Annotated in this window: 8 protein-coding genes and 9 pseudogenes; 9 read left to right on the forward strand and 8 right to left on the reverse strand. The window is 73.8% G+C overall.

Annotated features, from left to right (window positions below; genetic code table 11):
• The first annotated feature begins 89 nt into the window (after window positions 1–89).
• Together AB0O01_RS07565 and AB0O01_RS07570 are read left to right on the forward strand one after the other, a co-directional pair.
• Window positions 90–515: a pyridoxamine 5'-phosphate oxidase family protein gene (locus tag AB0O01_RS07565; RefSeq protein WP_365311543.1), complete on the forward strand. Its 426-nt coding sequence runs from the start codon at window positions 90–92 to the stop codon at window positions 513–515.
• A gap of 58 nt (window positions 516–573) precedes the next feature.
• Window positions 574–1,320: a pyridoxal 5'-phosphate synthase gene (locus tag AB0O01_RS07570; protein ID WP_365311544.1), complete on the forward strand. Its 747-nt coding sequence runs from the start codon at window positions 574–576 to the stop codon at window positions 1,318–1,320.
• Between the two features lie 96 nt (window positions 1,321–1,416).
• Here the strand turns inward: AB0O01_RS07570 and AB0O01_RS07575 are convergent.
• Window positions 1,417–1,533 (reverse strand): annotated as a pseudogene (locus AB0O01_RS07575) (DoxX family protein); the annotation flags it as partial.
• Window positions 1,534–2,102: 569 nt separating this feature from the next.
• Between AB0O01_RS07575 and AB0O01_RS07580 the strand changes: the two are divergent.
• From AB0O01_RS07580 to AB0O01_RS07600, 5 genes and pseudogenes are all read left to right on the forward strand, one after another.
• Entirely contained in the window at window positions 2,103–3,248 is a 1,146-nt protein-coding gene (locus AB0O01_RS07580) for an NAD(P)/FAD-dependent oxidoreductase (RefSeq protein ID WP_365311783.1), read from the forward strand.
• Between the two features lie 77 nt (window positions 3,249–3,325).
• Window positions 3,326–3,591, forward strand: a pseudogene (locus tag AB0O01_RS07585) (CoA-binding protein); the annotation flags it as partial.
• A gap of 230 nt (window positions 3,592–3,821) precedes the next feature.
• A complete protein-coding gene (locus tag AB0O01_RS07590; protein ID WP_365311545.1) occupies window positions 3,822–4,892 on the forward strand; it encodes an NADP-dependent oxidoreductase in 1,071 nt (356 codons plus the stop codon).
• 70 nt (window positions 4,893–4,962) lie between these two features.
• Window positions 4,963–5,154: pseudogene (locus AB0O01_RS07595) on the forward strand (MerR family transcriptional regulator); the annotation flags it as partial.
• Between the two features lie 285 nt (window positions 5,155–5,439).
• A pseudogene (locus AB0O01_RS07600) lies at window positions 5,440–5,616 on the forward strand (flavin reductase family protein); the annotation flags it as partial.
• A gap of 22 nt (window positions 5,617–5,638) precedes the next feature.
• On the opposite strand, the gene AB0O01_RS07605 reads toward AB0O01_RS07600, so the two are convergent.
• Window positions 5,639–6,652 (reverse strand): questin oxidase family protein, encoded by a 1,014-nt coding sequence (locus AB0O01_RS07605; RefSeq protein ID WP_365311546.1) that lies wholly within the window; start codon window positions 6,650–6,652, stop codon window positions 5,639–5,641.
• Window positions 6,653–6,825: 173 nt separating this feature from the next.
• A complete protein-coding gene (locus tag AB0O01_RS07610) occupies window positions 6,826–8,241 on the reverse strand; it encodes an MFS transporter (RefSeq protein ID WP_365311547.1) in 1,416 nt (471 codons plus the stop codon).
• 44 nt (window positions 8,242–8,285) lie between these two features.
• On the opposite strand from AB0O01_RS07610, the gene AB0O01_RS07615 reads away from it, so the two are divergent.
• On the forward strand, window positions 8,286–9,341 hold the full coding sequence (locus AB0O01_RS07615; RefSeq protein ID WP_365311548.1) for a helix-turn-helix domain-containing protein: 1,056 nt from the start codon (window positions 8,286–8,288) through the stop codon (window positions 9,339–9,341).
• A 37-nt stretch (window positions 9,342–9,378) separates the two neighbouring features.
• Here the strand turns inward: AB0O01_RS07615 and AB0O01_RS07620 are convergent.
• Window positions 9,379–9,968, reverse strand: a pseudogene (locus tag AB0O01_RS07620) (acyl-CoA dehydrogenase family protein); the annotation flags it as partial.
• A 213-nt stretch (window positions 9,969–10,181) separates the two neighbouring features.
• A pseudogene (locus AB0O01_RS07625) lies at window positions 10,182–10,812 on the reverse strand (hypothetical protein).
• Between the two features lie 160 nt (window positions 10,813–10,972).
• Between AB0O01_RS07625 and AB0O01_RS07630 the strand changes: the two are divergent.
• Window positions 10,973–11,331 (forward strand): annotated as a pseudogene (locus tag AB0O01_RS07630) (cyclase family protein); the annotation flags it as partial.
• Window positions 11,332–11,943: 612 nt separating this feature from the next.
• Here the strand turns inward: AB0O01_RS07630 and AB0O01_RS07635 are convergent.
• The 3 genes and pseudogenes from AB0O01_RS07635 to AB0O01_RS07645 form a co-directional block, all read right to left on the reverse strand.
• The gene (locus AB0O01_RS07635) at window positions 11,944–12,453 is read right to left on the reverse strand and encodes an ATP-binding protein (protein ID WP_365311549.1); all 510 of its coding nucleotides are present in this window, start codon (window positions 12,451–12,453) and stop codon (window positions 11,944–11,946) included.
• 479 nt (window positions 12,454–12,932) lie between these two features.
• Window positions 12,933–13,847: pseudogene (locus AB0O01_RS07640) on the reverse strand (acyl-CoA dehydrogenase family protein).
• A gap of 73 nt (window positions 13,848–13,920) precedes the next feature.
• Window positions 13,921–14,789, reverse strand: a pseudogene (locus tag AB0O01_RS07645) (acyl-CoA dehydrogenase family protein).
• Window positions 14,790–14,796 lie beyond the last annotated feature (7 nt).

Here is a 14,796-nt window from a genome sequence, read left to right on the forward strand (position 1 = left end):
AGCTACCGGCAGTGGCCGACGACGACGGCCGATGACGGCCGACGACGACAAGCAATGACGAGCGCTGAGCCGTTGGAGGCGATCCGCAGATGGCCCTGAGCCATGAAGAGCGTGAACAGTTCCTCGCAGAACCCCATATCGCCGCGCTGGCGGTCGACGCGGGCACCGGCCGCGCCCCACTCACCGTACCGATCTGGTACAGCTACACCCCCGGCGGCGACCTCTGGGTCCTGACCGGCCGGAACTCCCGCAAGCACCAGCTCATCAAGGCCGCCGGACGCTTCTCGCTACTGGTCGACCAAGTGACCCCCACGGTCCGCTACGTCTCCGTCGAGGGCCCCGTCGTGGCGGAGACCCCGGCGACGATCGACCAGCTCCGCGAGATGTCGGCCCGCTACCTCCCGCCGGAGAAGGTGGAGGAGTACGTCGACTTCTCGTGGAAGAACCACGGCGAGGCGGTCGTCCTGACACTGCGCCCGGAACGGTGGGTGTCGTCGGACCTGAGGTCGCTGTAGGGGCGCGGGGCGATCAGGAGGCGCGTGGAGGGGGCGGCCCGCAGCGCATACTCCCCCCATGCAGCCCCGCGATCTCCACGAACCCCAGAACCCCCACGAACCCCAGGAACCCCAGAATCCCCAGGAACCCCCGGATCTCCACGAACTCCTGAAATCCCTCCGGGTCTGGGCCCCGGAGCACACCACACTCCCCCCGTTCACCCCGGACACCGCCCCGGCGACCCCGCTCCCCCTCTTCGCGTCCTGGCTCGCGGAGGCCGTGGCGGCGGGCCAGCCGGAGCCGCACACCATGTCCCTGGCCACGTCGGACGCCGACGGACACCCGGACATCCGTACCGTCATGCTGCACGGCGCGGACCCGGACGGCTGGTCCTTCGCGACGCACGCCACCAGCCGCAAGGGCCGTCAGCTCGCCGCCACTCCGTACGCCGCCCTCGGTTTCTACTGGTCCGCGCTGGGCCGCCAGGTGCGGGTGCGGGGCCCGGTGGAGGCCGCCCCGGCGGCGCAGAGCCAGGCGGATCTGCACGCCCGGTCGACCGGCGCACTGGCGGCGGCACTGACGGGCGGGCAGAGCGAGACGCTCGGGTCGCTGGCGGAACTGGCGCTGCGCTCGGCCCAGTCATGGAAGCGTGCACGGGCCACACCGGACGCACCCGCGCCGAGCTGGACCCTCTACCGGCTCCACCCGGACGAGGTGGAGTTCTTCCAGGGCGACGCGGACCGCCGCCACGTCCGCCTGCGGTACCGGAGAGAGCAGCAGCGGGACGAGGGAGAAGGCTGGACCAAGGAGCTGCTGTGGCCGTAACCCCACCTCCGACAACAGCGCCGAACCCACCGCATTCCTCACCCCTCACCCCTCACCCCTCACCCCTCCCCCATCCACCACCCGAAACACCGGCACCCCCTCGGCCCACGCCTTCTTGTCCTTGCGCCGCCAGCTCTCCAGCCACCACACCCCGAGCCCGATCCGCAGCACGGCCTGCCACTCCGCCCCGCCGAACCAGATCGTCTCGACCATCCGCCCGCCCCCACACGTCATCTGACGGTACGTCAATTCAGCCCATCCCCGGGCCGTCCGCGAGGACGTCAGCACCAACCCCTCTCCTTTCACCCGGCATTTCCGGACAACGAACCAGCACCCCTCCCTCACAAATCACGCATGCGTGACCAACCCGCAATCAATTCCGGTCTTGACCGAGACCAATCAACCCCAGGGGTGATTACGCTCCGACCATGGCCGACCCCACAGCGCCCCCGACCGCAACTCCCGACCCCGCGCCGCCCACCGTGCCGGAGACGGACCCGACCCCATCCCAGCCCCAGAACCGGGAAGGGACCACGGCCGGGAACAGGAACCCGGCGAGGGACACGGCCAAGGACCAGGACCGGGGCCAAGGCCGGGAGCAGGGCCTGAAGCAGGAGCGGGAACAGGCCGAGGAAGGCCCGCAGGACGCCAGGCCCGCCGAACCCACCAAGACCACCAAGACCGCCGAGCCCACAAAACCCACGAAGCCCACAAGGCCCGCAAGGCCCACCGCCAGCCCGGAGGGCCCGCCCACCCCCGCCCCCAGCCACCCCACCCACCCCATCTACATCATCGGCGCCGGCCCCGCCGGACTCGCCGCCGCCCACGCGCTGCGCTCCCGGGGACTGCGGGCCGTCGTGCTGGAGCGCGCCGACCGGGTCGGCGCCTCCTGGCGCGGCCACTACGAACGGCTCCACCTGCACACCACCCGCCGCCTCTCCGCCCTGCCGGACCTGCCGATGCCCCGCCGGTTCGGCCGCTGGGTCTCGCGCGACAACGTCGTGCGCTACCTGGAGAAGTACGCCGAACACCACGAACTGGAGATCGTCACCGGCGTCGAGGTCTCCCGCGTCGAACCCGCCCCCGACGGCACCGGCTGGCTGCTGCGCGCCACCGGCGGGCGGGAACTGACCGGCGCCGCCGTCGTCGTCGCCACCGGCCTCAACCACACGCCCCGCCTCCCCGACTGGCCCGGCCGCGACTCCTTCACCGGCGACCTGCTGCACGCCGCCGCCTACCGCGCCCCCGCCCCCTACGCCGGGCACGACGTCCTCGTCGTCGGGGTCGGCAACACCGGTGCCGAGATCGCCGTCGACCTGGTGGAGGGCGGCGCCGCCCGGGTCCGGCTCTCGGTGCGCACCGCGCCGCACATCGTCCGCCGCTCCACCGCCGGCTGGGCCGCCCAGTACACCGGCCTTTGGGTCCGACGGCTGCCCGTCGGCCTGGTCGACCGGCTCGCCCGCGTGCTCGCCCGGGTCAGCGTCCCCGACCTCGCGGCCCGGGGTCTGCCCCGTCCCGATACCGGCCTCTACAGCCGGGTGCGCGAGGGCGCGATCCCGGTACAGGACGTCGGCATCATCGACGCCGTCCGCACGGGCCGGGTCGAGGTGGTCGCCGCCGTGACGGAGTTCGACGGCGCCGATGTCCTGCTCGCCGACGGCAGCCGGATCACCCCGGACACCGTCGTCGCCGCCACCGGCTACACCGGCGCCCTGGAGCGGCTGGTCGGTCACCTGGACGTCCTGGACGACCGGGGCGGCCCCGTCACCCACGGCCCCCGCACCCCCGCCAACGCCCCCGGCCTCTACTTCACCGGCTTCTCCCTTCCCCTCAGCGGAACCATCCGCGAAGTCGGTCTCGACGCCCAGAAGATCGCCCGGTCGATCGCTGGCCAGAAGGGGCTCCGGGTGTCCCGAGTGGTGGGGTAGGGCCACCACGGGTAGGGCACCCCCGGGGTAGGCCACCCCGCCCCCGTCACCGCACCTCCCCCTCTCCGCACCTTCCCCTCCCCTGCTCCCTTTCCGTCACCGATCTGCCCGAACCGGTCGGCCTCGCCGCCCTGCTGGTCTCCGACCCCCTTCCCCTGGTGCCCGAACTCGCCCAGGCCGAGGTGCGGTTCGCCGACGCCTTCGCCTCCGGGTTCGCCGAGACCGGCGCGGACGGCGCCGCCGCCCAGGAACGGCTGGCCAGTCAGGACACCAGGGCCGCCCGCTCTACGCCCTCCAGGAGCTGGGCGTACGCCTCTCGCACTGGGCACCCACCGGCAACGAGCCGGCATCTCACCCTCCACCGCCCCGAATCCCTCAATGCCATCATCCCTGACCTGCGGGAACAGCTCATCGAGCGGCTGGCGAAGGCGTCCGCCGACCCGCCGCCCGTGGAGGGGACTTGACCCTGACGTGTGGGTCAGGGGCTAGCGTCGGCCCATTCCGAACGCGGCCCTTCGCCGGGCATCGCCTCTCCTTCCCCACCCCTCCCCACCCCTCCACAGGAGCCCACCCATGACCACGCGCCCCTCCCGTACCGGCCGCGAGGTACGGCTCGCCACCGTGCCCAGCGGACTGCCCGAGCCGACCGACCTCACCATCACCGAGGTCCCGCTGCCCGAGCCCGCCCCGGGCGAGATCCTCGTACGCAATCACCAGTTCCTGGTGTTCGGCGGTCTGCGCACGCTGCTGGGCGGGGACGCGAAGGACACCCCCGTACCCACACTGCGGCCCGGTGACACGCTCTTCGGGCCCGCTCTCGGCGAGGTGGCCGAGGCGCCCGCGGGCAGTGCGGTGCGCCCCGGCACCCTGGTCTCCCATCCGCTGGGCTGGCGCGAGTACGCCGTCGTCCCGGAGGCGGACTGTGTGGTCGTCGACCCGGCGCATCCCGACCCGGTGGCCGGGCTCGCCTCCGGGTCCACCGCCTATGGGGCGCTGACCCGGCTGGCACGGGTCCGCGAGGGGGATGTCGTGCTGGTCACCGGGGCAGCCGGTGGCGTGGGGTCGCTGGCGGGGCAGATCGCGCGGCTGCTGGGCGCCGCACGGGTGATCGGCACCACCGGTTCTCCGGCCAAGGCCGGGCGGCTGGTGGAGGAGTTGGGCTACGACGCCGTGGTGACGGCCGGTTCCTGGCGCGGGGCGGCGGCCGGCGAGGAACCCGGGGCCTTCGGGGCGCGCCTGGCGGAGGCCGCCCCGGACGGCATCGACGTCCTGCTCGACAACGTGGGCGGCCCCCAGCTCACCGCGGCGGTGGCGGCGGCCCGGCGGGGTGCCCGGTTCGCGCTGGTGGGGGCCCTGTCGGGGCAGTTCGCGGCGGACGGTTCGGGGGCCGCCGCCCCGTCCGAGATCGACGCGTTCCAAGTGATCGTGAAGGGGATGACGGTCCGGGGGTACACCGGTGTCGATCACCCGGAGATGGAGGCGGAGTGGGCCGGGCGGCTGGCCGGCTGGCTGCGGTCCGGCCGGATCCGGGTCCCCCTGACCCGGGTTCCGGGCATGGACGGGGCCCCGCGCGCGTTGCGGGAGATGATCGACGGACGGCATTTCGGCACGGTCGTCGTGGAACTGCCGAAGTCGTCCCCCTGACGCCGGGCGGTGTCGCTCGCCGGGCAGGGGCGACCGGTGGGCGGCCGAGGTCACGGAGGAGGGATCGACCATGCGGATCGGCGACGCGGCGGCGGCCGTCGGAACGACACCCAGGGCACTGCGGTTCTACGAGCAGCGCGGACTGCTGCCACCCCCGCGCCGCACGCATTCCGGGCAGCGGCACTACGGGCCCGACGAACTCGCCCTGCTGCGGGTCATCCGGGATCTGCTGGCCCATGGGCTCACCGTGGAGGACGTCCGCGCCCTGGCCGACCGGCTGCCGCTGCTGGCGGCCGACCCGCCGGTCCGCTGCGTCCCCCCGCCGCCGACCGCCCCGGCCCCGCGCACCAAGGCCGGGCTGGTGGTGCAGCGCCGCCTGGCCGCGCTGAACGCCGAGATCGACCGCCTCACCCGCGTACGGGACGCCCTGCTCGCGAGCTGTGCGATGACCCCGCGGGACGACGGCCCACCGGCCGACGGGCCCGCCCGCACAGGAGCCGGAGTGAGGGCGCCGAGTTCCGGCGGGTGCTCGGGAACTTCGCGACCGGCGTGACCGTTCTCGGGCTCCCCGCGCCTTGGGGGCGCGCTCGCGTGGATCGACTGCGCGGTGCACTCCGTCCACCCGGGCGGCGACCATCTGATCGTGGCCGGGCGGGTGGAGGCCCTGGGGACGGGCCCGGGGGCGCCGGAGGCGGAGCCGCCGCTGTTCCACCGGGGCAGGTTCCGCCAAACGCCGACCTGGGAGATCAGCCCCCCAACGGCACGCTCATCTCCACCGACCGCAGCGCCGCCGTCAGCGCGCGTTCGTCGCCCACGTCCAGGGCGGTGTCCGTCAGCTTGATGACATGCTCGTCGCCGTGCGCGAGAGCCCGCTCGAAGACCTCCTCGGCGGTGAAGGTGCCGGGCGGGGTCCAGTCGGCCGGCGCGGCGGGACCGTACATCGCCGTGACCGCCGCCGAGGCCGTCCAGGCGGCCCGCAGGCTCGGCACCCACAGGGCGCGGGGCAGCGCGGGCAGGGTGCGCAGGACGGCGTTGGGGGCGGTGGCCGCGTGGACCAGCATCGTCGGCTCACCGTGGCCATGGGTGGCGTACCGGTGGGTGGCCGCCCGGACCAGTTCGGTCAGCCGGAGCCGGGCCTCGTCCGGGTCCGTCACGGTCGCCGCCCACCCGGGCACACCGGTCACCCGGCCCAGCCGTACGTCGAACCCGCCGTGCTGCACCCCGATCGGCCGTACGGCGTCCAGCGCGGCCAGGGCGCTCGCCCCGCCCGGGAGGGGGGCGAGACCCTCCACGGGGTGGTGGCGGGCGGCCCAGTAGGCGAGGGCGTGGGCCAGTTCGGCGCGGCGGGGCGCGGTGTCCTCGGTGGTGAGCAGGGTGCGGACGGCGTGGCCGACCCGGATCACGGGGTGGGTGGCGCCGCCGTACAGACCGGGCAGCAGCCGGGGCCACCAGGTGATGAGCACCTCGCGCCAGGGCCGGTCGGCGAGTTCCCGGTCGAAGTGGTCGGTCCAGTCGGCGGCGCGGCGGATGTCGCCCAGCGCTTCCCGCCAGTTGGCGCCGGTGACGGGCTCCACGCGCGCGGGCGGGTCCTCCAGCTTGTCGGCGTAGCGGTCGAGCCAGCGGTGGACCGCGCCCGCCTGTCCGTGCGCGGCGAGGGCCTCCACGGCCATCGGCGCGTGGTTGCTGAGCCAGCCGAGCCGCTCGGGGCCGGTGCGGTGCAGCCGTTGCAGTGCCTCGTCGAGGATCCCGGTCGTGTCCATGGCTGCGACGGTAGGCGCCCGCGCCGGCCGGCGTAACGGGCTGCGGCCCTAGGTGCCGGGTCCTAGGTCGGGTCCACGGGCCCTCCGGGGGACCCGGCAGGGAACCACGGGGACCTCCCCCGGGACTCAGGCCAGGACCACGACCCGACCGTGCCCGCGGGCCCTCCCGGGGCTCAGGCCAGGACCGCGTCCGTCACGCCCCGGCGCCGGATGACCAGCACCATGAGCGCCGCCGCCGCGCACAGCGCGCCCGACGCGTACCAGACCATGTCGTAGGAGCCGAAGACATCGCGGGCGACGCCCCCCAGGAAGGCGATGAGCGCGGCGCCCACCTGGTGGGCGGCCAGGACCCAGCCGAAGACGATGGCGCTGTCCTCGCCGTAGTGCTCACGGCACAGCGCCAGGGTGGGCGGCACGGTGGCGACCCAGTCGAGGCCGTAGAAGACGATGAAGAAGATCATCGGCGGGTGGACGCTCGGGGCGAGCAGCATGGGCAGGAAGAGCAGCGAGACTCCGCGCAGGGCGTAGTAGACGGCGAGCAGGCGGCGGGCCTCGAAGCGGTCGGTGAACCAGCCGGAGGCGATCGTTCCGACGACGTCGAAGACCCCGATGACGGCGAGCAGCGAGGCCGCCGCCGTGATGGGCATGCCGTGGTCGTGGGCGGCGGGCACGAAGTGCGTCTGGATCAGGCCGTTGGTGGACGCCCCGCAGATCGCGAAGGAGCCCGCCAGCAGCCAGAACGGGCCGGTCCGCGCGGCCGAGACGAGCACGGTGACCGCCCGCCGGGCCGCCCCGGGCACCGGTGGCGGCTTCGGGACGAACTCCCGCGCCCCGTACGGCTTCAGGCCCACGTCGGCCGGGTGGTCGCGCAGCAGCAGCCAGACGAAGGGCACGACGGCGAGCGCGGCAAGGGCGACGGTGACCGCCGCCGGGCGCCAGTCGTGGTGCTCGACGAGCCAGGACAGGACCGGCAGGAAGATCAGTTGCCCGGAGGCGGAGGCGGCGGTCAGGATGCCGGTGACCAGACCGCGCCGGGTCGTGAACCAGCGGTTGGTGACGGTCGCCGCGAAGGCCAGCGCCATGGAGCCGCTGCCGAGCCCGACCAGCAGCCCCCAGCAGAGCAGCAGTTGCCACGCCGACTCCATCCACACGGTGAGCCCGGAGCCGAGCGAGATGATCACCAGGGCGACCGCGACGACCCGGCGGATGCCGAACCGGTCCATCAGCGCGGCGGCGAAGGGCGCGGTGAGGCCGTAGAGCGCCAGGTTGATGGAGACGGCCGCGCTGATCGTGCCGCGCGACCAGCCGTACTCCTGGTGCAGCGGATCGATCAGCAGGCCCGGCAGGGAGCGGAAGGCGGCGGCGCCGATGATCGTCACGAAGGTGACGGCGGCGACGAACCACGCCCGGTGGATCCGCCGCCGACGCCGGACGGAACCGGGCCCCTGGGCGGCACCAATGTCCTGCGCCGCACCGGCGTCCTGCGCGGCACCGGTGGCCTTCGCCGCGCCGGGCTCCTCCTCGCCCGGACCGGTGGCCGTGGCATCGCTTGTCTGGGTCACGTCCCCCAGCATCCGGCCGGCGATCATCCCGCTCCACTGGCCCGAAGGACAGCCTTCGCTAGGATCGGGCCATGCCCCCCGACCGCACGACGACACCCCCTTCCGCGCCCCCGCCGCCGCCCCCGTATCGGCCCCCTGGTGCCCCGTTCCGCCCGCACCGGATCGTCGTGCTGGCGCTGGACGGGCTGCTCCCCTTCGAGCTGGGCATCCCGCACCGGATCTTCGGCCGCCCGCGCGACCCGCTGGGCCGCCCGCTGTACGAGGTCGTCACCTGCTCCGTCCGCCCCCCGGGCCCCGTCCGCACGGACGCCGATTTCGCCATCCAGGTGCCTCACGGCCCGCAGGCCCTGGCCACCGCCGACACGGTGATCGTCCCGGCGTCGTACGAACTCGGACCGGTCTACGAACGCGGCGAGCTGACCCCCGCGCTCACCGCCGCCCTCGCCCTGATCCGCCCCGGTACCCGCCTCGCGTCCATCTGCACCGGGGTCTATGTGCTCGCCGCCGCGGGCTACCTGGACGGCCGTCCGGCCACCACGCACTGGTCCGACGCGGACCGCTTCCAGCGGATGTTCCCGGCGGTCGGGGTGGACGCCGATGTGCTGTTCATCGACGACGGGGACGTGCTGACCTCGGCGGGAGTGGCGGCCGGGATCGATCTGTGCCTGCACATGGTGCGCCGCGACCACGGTACGGCCGTCGCCAACGAAGTCGCCCGCAGGACCGTCGTACCGCCGCACCGCCACGGCGGGCAGGCGCAGTACATCGAGCGCCCGGTGCCCGATCCGCAGCAGTCGTCCACGACGGCCGCCCGCGCGTGGGCGCTGGACCGCCTCCATGAGCCGCTCCAGCTCCGGGACATGGCGGCCCAGGAGGCCATGTCGGTACGGACCTTCACCCGCCGCTTCCGCGAGGAGGTCGGCGTCAGCCCCGGCCGGTGGCTCACCCAGCAGCGCGTCGAGCGCGCCCGCCATCTCCTGGAGTCCACCGGCCTCTCCGTGGACCAGGTGGCCCGGGACGCCGGTTTCGGCACCGCCCAGTCCATGCGCCAGCACCTCCAGACCGCGCTCGGGGTGACCCCGACGGCCTACCGGCGGACATTCCGGACGGAGACGGGGGCCCTATAGGGGGCCCTGTAGGGGGCCCTGTAAAGGGGCGTTCGCCCGCGGGTGCCCCGCGCACCTCCACGGCCAGTTCGCCGAGCCGCTGGTGCCAGCCGCCCCACAGCAGCTTGGCGACGCTGGGGACGCCCGCGTCGGCCGCCCCGCCGAGGGTGCGCAGCGCGTATCAGCGCATGGTCCGCAGTGCGGCCCACTGAGGGGTCAGCCGTGCCCGGAGGACGGGGTCGGCGGCGGCGCCCGAGGCGAGGGCCGCGCGGACCACCTCCGCCGGCTCCCGAGCGAGGCCGATCTGCTGGGCGAGGGGCGACGCGCCCCGTTCGAGGCCGAGCAGGCTCATGGCGACCCGCCAGCCGTCGCCCGCGCGTCCGACGAGATGGTCCCCGCGCGCGTGGGCGCCGTCGAACCGGACCTCGTTGAAGTCGCCGGCACCGGTCAGTTGGCGGATCGGGCGGACCTCGATCCGGCCCGGCTGGTCCATGGGCACCAGCGGGAACCCGGGGCCGTGGTGGCGCCGTGAGCCGGGCTCGGTACGGGCCGGGACGAAGCACCAGTCGGCCCCATGGGCGAGGGAGGTCCAGATCTCCTCCCCGGTGCCCGGTAACCGTCGCCGTCGCGCTCCGCCCTGGTACGGACGCGCCTCGTCCTCCTGCGCGAACCCGAACTCCACGATGCCCTCCCGAAATACGCCTGGTGAACGTGAACGGAGAACCGGCACCCACGCGGGACCCGGCTCCACCCCGAACCGGCATCCCCGGACCCGGCACCCATACGCGGGACCCGGCTCCGGCTCCCCCGAACCCGGCACCCGCGCGCGAGCGCCCGCCCCGCCCCGCTCTGCCCCGCCCCTCACACGTTCGGCCGTGCCCCCTCCCGGGCCGCCCGTGCCATCTGCTCCCCCCGCTCCAGCATCGGCATCGGATCCGTGCCGACCGTCCCCGGCAGCAGGTCGGCGATCCGCTGCGGCGTCCAGGAGCCCTGCGCGGCATAGGCGGCCCACAGCTCCCGGGGCTGCGCCCATACGGCGATCTTGGGTCCAGCGACGGTGTAGACCTGCCCGGTGATCCGCTGCTCCCGTGCCCGGTCGGAGAGCAGCTAGACCACGAACGCGGCCACGTCCTCCGGTTCGCCGATCCCTGCCGGCTCCACGGGCACGTTCGCCGATATCCGGGTGCGGGCCGCGGGGGGACGGCGTTGGCGGTCACGCCGTACTTGTGCAGGCCCAGGGCGGCGCTGCGGACCAGCGAGATGACCCCGAGATGTCGTCGGCGACGGCGACTGCCTCCCCGCCGGCCGCCTCGATCTCCTCGACGACGCCGTCCGCGATCCCGCTCACCGGCGCGGTGCCGTCGGTGGCGACACCGTGGTCGTTGACGACCACCCGCGCCCCCTGGGCCGCCGCCCCGAGCGCCACGGCACGGCCGAGGTCCCGCCCGGCGCCGGTCACGAGGACGGCCTTGCCTGCCAAGAAGCTCCCCACGCCCGGCCCCTTCTCGCAGGATCTGACGACCCGTGAGATTTCATGACCCGTCAGACGCACGGAGACAAGCCCCAGGGAGGCACGGAAGTCACTGCCGGACGCGTTCCACGAGATCGCCAGGCGCGTGAACAATTGGGGGCGCTGGGGAGCGGACGGCGACGTTCTCATCCGCACCGGCCGGATCCGGCTCCTGCCGGCCGGGGACCGGCCCGCCTGCGGATCTCCGTCGCCGGGGCTGTCGATCCGCACCCGGCGTGGTTCGACGCCTAGGGTGCGGCGGCGGTCGCCAATGACACGCTGACCTTCGAGATCTTCCCGCCGGAGATCGAGGACCTGTGGCTGCCCGTGCACGCCCTGCATCTGGTCGAGATGGGGATGCTCCAGGGCCAGAACTGGAATCCGGAGCAGTTGTCCACAGCCTGTGGAGAAACCGGGCGCTCCGAGATGCCTCTGTCGGCGATGCCCGAACCGTTCACCGGTGCGACGGGAACTCCGGTGGCACCGACGGCCGTTCTCTGAACATCCGGCCGTGATCGGCCCCGGATCCGCAGCTTGACCCGAGAACAGAGAGCCACAGCCACCATCACGGCCGGCCGCCGCCCCCACCCCGGCTGCGGCCTACGGCCCGGCCAAGGGCCGGACGGCAGCGCGCACCCCTTGCCGACCGCACCCGGGCGGGAAGGACCCGACCCTGCCCGAGCGCGGCACCACGCGCCGCCGTCCGGCTTCCGGCGCTCCCGCCCCAGCCCCTCGAAGCCCTGAGGGAACGGCGCCGAATTCACGACCCACACTCGCCGAGGGCTCCCGTCACCGAAACCCCCGCCGTCCCCTCACGGCGAATCGCTGTCCACAAGCGTGATCAAACGGACACGGGACGTCAACACCCGATCGTTGGTTTATTACTTGCGCCCGTTTCGCAGCGGGCGCGCATGGGAGCACATACAGGCGCACGACCCCCCGCACAGACACACGGGACCACCCACCAGGAACCAACCAGCAGGGACCCCACCAGGGACCGACCGCCTGGCACCCCCACCAGGGATCAAAACCGCCGGGAACACCCGCCATGAACGCCCGCTGACGACACCCGCCATGGACCGGCCGAGGCACCCCGCACCGCCTCACACCGCCTCAGACCGCCTCGTAGGCCAGCCCTTCCAGTCCGCCGAACCCCTCGAAGCCCTCGAACCCGTCGGGGCTCTCACAGCCCTCGTAGCGCACTCCGCCCCCGCAGGCGAGCCTGGCCTCGTCCCGTTCGCAGCGGTCGAGTTCGCACCACACGCGCTTGCCGCCACCGTCGCGACTCCAGCCCCAGCGATCGGCGAGCCCGTCCACCAGGGCGAGTCCCCGCCCACCCGTCTCCTCGCCGTCCGCGAGCCGGGGCAGGGGCACCCGGGGGCTGCTGTCGGCCACCTCCAGCCGGACCGGGACCTCGTCCGCCGCCTCGCACGGCAGGGACAGTCTCAGCACAGCCGTACGGCCGGTGTGCACCACGGCGTTGGTGACCAGTTCGGAGACCAGCAGGACCAGGGTCTCCGCGAGCGGTTCGTCGGGCCGTATGCCCGAACCGGCGAGCCGCGACCGGGCCCACCTCCGGGCTCGCCCCACCTCCGCGGGGTCGGGCCGGACCTCCAGTTGCATTTGAAGCACCTGCACCGCTCACACCATCCGAACCGGCGGACACAAAGGCTCACGCCTCATGAGGGCCACGATCGTAGCCATTTTCTGCATGCGCAGAACAACGACCTGAGCAAGGTTCACGGAACGTGAATCCGTTACGGGACAGCTTGATTGACGCTCCGTCGCCCCAACAAGCGCTTCAGGCATATTCCAACGTGAAGGAGTACCCGTGCGCCATACTGTGCGACCCGCCCCGGCGGGGGGCGGTACGGCGGGGGCGCGACGCCCGTCCGCCCCGCGAGCAGCGGCGTGCACGGCCCGGTCCCGGGACGTCCCGGGAATCCCACCGGTATGGCTCGTGCTCGGAACCACTCGCATCTCACACAAGGTACCCGAGCCGACCGACCGTTCCGGCCGTTGCGCGCCCCGCGCAGGACACAACCCGATATCAACGCTCTGTGACACCGGGATGCCACGATCCGCGACATCACGGCACCGGTTCAGCCCGCCGGCGCCACCAGATCCGCCGCGAGCAGCTCCGCGGCGCGGTCCCCGCCACCCGCCCGGCGCTCCCGCACCCAGGCCCGTTTCAGATGCAGATGCACCTCCGACTCCCAGGTGAAGCGCATACCGCCGTGCACCTGGAGACAGTCGCGTGCGCCGCGTACGGCGGCCCGGTCGGCGAGGAGGCGGGCCGCCGCGATGTCCACCGGGTCGGCGGTGACGGCCGCCGCGTAAACCGCCACCTGGGCCGTCTTGACCCGCGCCAGCAGATCCGCGCGCAGATGCTGGACCGCCTGGAGGGCCCCGATCGGCCGCCCGAACTGCTCCCGCACCCGGGCGTGTTCCACCGCTATCGCACAGGTCCGCCCGGCACTGCCGAGCTGCTCGGCGGCGGTGAGCAGAACGGCAACGGGATCGCCCACCGCGTCCTCACCACCGAAGACCTCCCCGGCACCCGGTGCAGCGGCGTCAGCGGATCGACCGACCGCACCGGCCCCACGGCGCGACGCACCTCCGCCGCGGCCCTCTCCGCACCCCCACCACCCCGCCGTCCGCTTCCCCCAGCCACTCCGCGAACGGCCCGTCGGCCGAGGCCACGACCGTCTCCCCGGTCGCCGCCCCCGGTACCGAACCGGCTGCCAGCCCGCTCGCGATCAGCGGGCCGGGGAGCAGGACCCGCCCCGCCTCCTCGAAGGCCAACACCGCCTACGGCAGCCCGAGTCCGACACCCCCGTCCGCCTCCGGCAGCCGCAGGGCGAAGAAGCCGCCGCGTCCAGCTCCCGCCACAGTTCCCGGTGCAGCCGCCCCGAGGCGACGGCCGCCCCGCGGGCCTCCCGCCCGAACCGCCGCTCCAGGAGCCCCCGTACACCGTCGCGCAACGCGCGCTGGTCGTCGGTCAGCCGAGATCTCATCCCCGCACGCACCACCCTCCGTCTCCGCCACCCTTCAGTCCCCGACGCCCATCCGCCCCAGGAACCGACCCGCTCACCCCCGGCCCTCCCCCAGCCCCAGGATCCGTTCCGCCACGATGGTGCGCTGGATCTGGGAGGTGCTCGCGGCGATCGTGTACGACAGGGAGGACAGCCGGTCCAGGGTCCAGGGCCGGTCCCGCTCGAAGGCGTCCGGGCCGAGGACGTCCGCCGCCGTGTCGTACAGCTCCTGGCGGGCTTGGGAGTAGCGGAGTTTGAAGACCGATTCGCCCGCTCCCGGCACCCCGTGCGAGGACGCCTCCGCCTCGCTGCCGTTCTCCTGGGTGAGCCGCCACAGCGCGCGGAACTCGGCGTGCAGGGCGCCGAGCCGCCGCCGCAGCCCCGGGTCGTCCCAGCGGCCGTTGCGGCGGGCCTCGCGGGCGAGTTCGCCCAGCACCCGGCGGCAGGCGACGACCTCGCCGGCGAAGGCGGTGCGCGTTCGAAGGAGAGGGGTCACCATGGTGACCCGCCAGCCGTCGTGCTCGGCACCGACCCGGTGGGCGACCGGGATCCGGACCTCATCGAGGAACATCTCGGCGAACTCGGCGGACCCGGCGAGCGTGCGCGCTGCTCGTCCGTGCCCTCGGCGGCGATGGTGGGGCCCGCGTGGAGCAGTCCGACGAAGTTGGCGTCGGCATTGGGGGCGCCCGCGGTCTCGGTTTCGGTCTCCTCCAGGAAGATCGGCTGGGTGGTCGGCGAGGCGTCCCAGTGCACATCGGCGTACCGGGCGTCCTGGAGCATGCGCTGCCAGCCGAGGTCGTGGGCGCGGCGGGCGGGCCAGCCGCCGGGGGACGGCTTGGGCGGGAGACCAGGCAGCACGCGCGCGAGCCAGGCGCGCAGCCGGGCCCGGAAGTCCTCTTCCTCGGCCGTACAGGCCAGTTCCACTACCGAT

This window comes from Streptomyces sp. NPDC093252, from assembly GCF_040683675.1.
Lineage (GTDB): Bacteria > Actinomycetota > Actinomycetes > Streptomycetales > Streptomycetaceae > Streptomyces.

What these genes read in the sequence shown, in the direction of transcription:
- AB0O01_RS07565 (WP_365311543.1), top strand. Translation starts at nt 90, where the DNA reads ATGGCCCTGAGCCATGAAGAGCGTGAACAGTTCCTCGCAGAACCCCAT.
- AB0O01_RS07570 (WP_365311544.1), top strand. Translation starts at nt 574, where the DNA reads ATGCAGCCCCGCGATCTCCACGAACCCCAGAACCCCCACGAACCCCAG.
- AB0O01_RS07590 (WP_365311545.1), top strand. Translation starts at nt 3,822, where the DNA reads ATGACCACGCGCCCCTCCCGTACCGGCCGCGAGGTACGGCTCGCCACC.
- AB0O01_RS07605 (WP_365311546.1), bottom strand. Translation starts at nt 6,652, where the DNA reads ATGGACACGACCGGGATCCTCGACGAGGCACTGCAACGGCTGCACCGC.
- AB0O01_RS07610 (WP_365311547.1), bottom strand. Translation starts at nt 8,241, where the DNA reads ATGATCGCCGGCCGGATGCTGGGGGACGTGACCCAGACAAGCGATGCC.
- AB0O01_RS07615 (WP_365311548.1), top strand. Translation starts at nt 8,286, where the DNA reads ATGCCCCCCGACCGCACGACGACACCCCCTTCCGCGCCCCCGCCGCCG.
- AB0O01_RS07635 (WP_365311549.1), bottom strand. Translation starts at nt 12,453, where the DNA reads ATGCAACTGGAGGTCCGGCCCGACCCCGCGGAGGTGGGGCGAGCCCGG.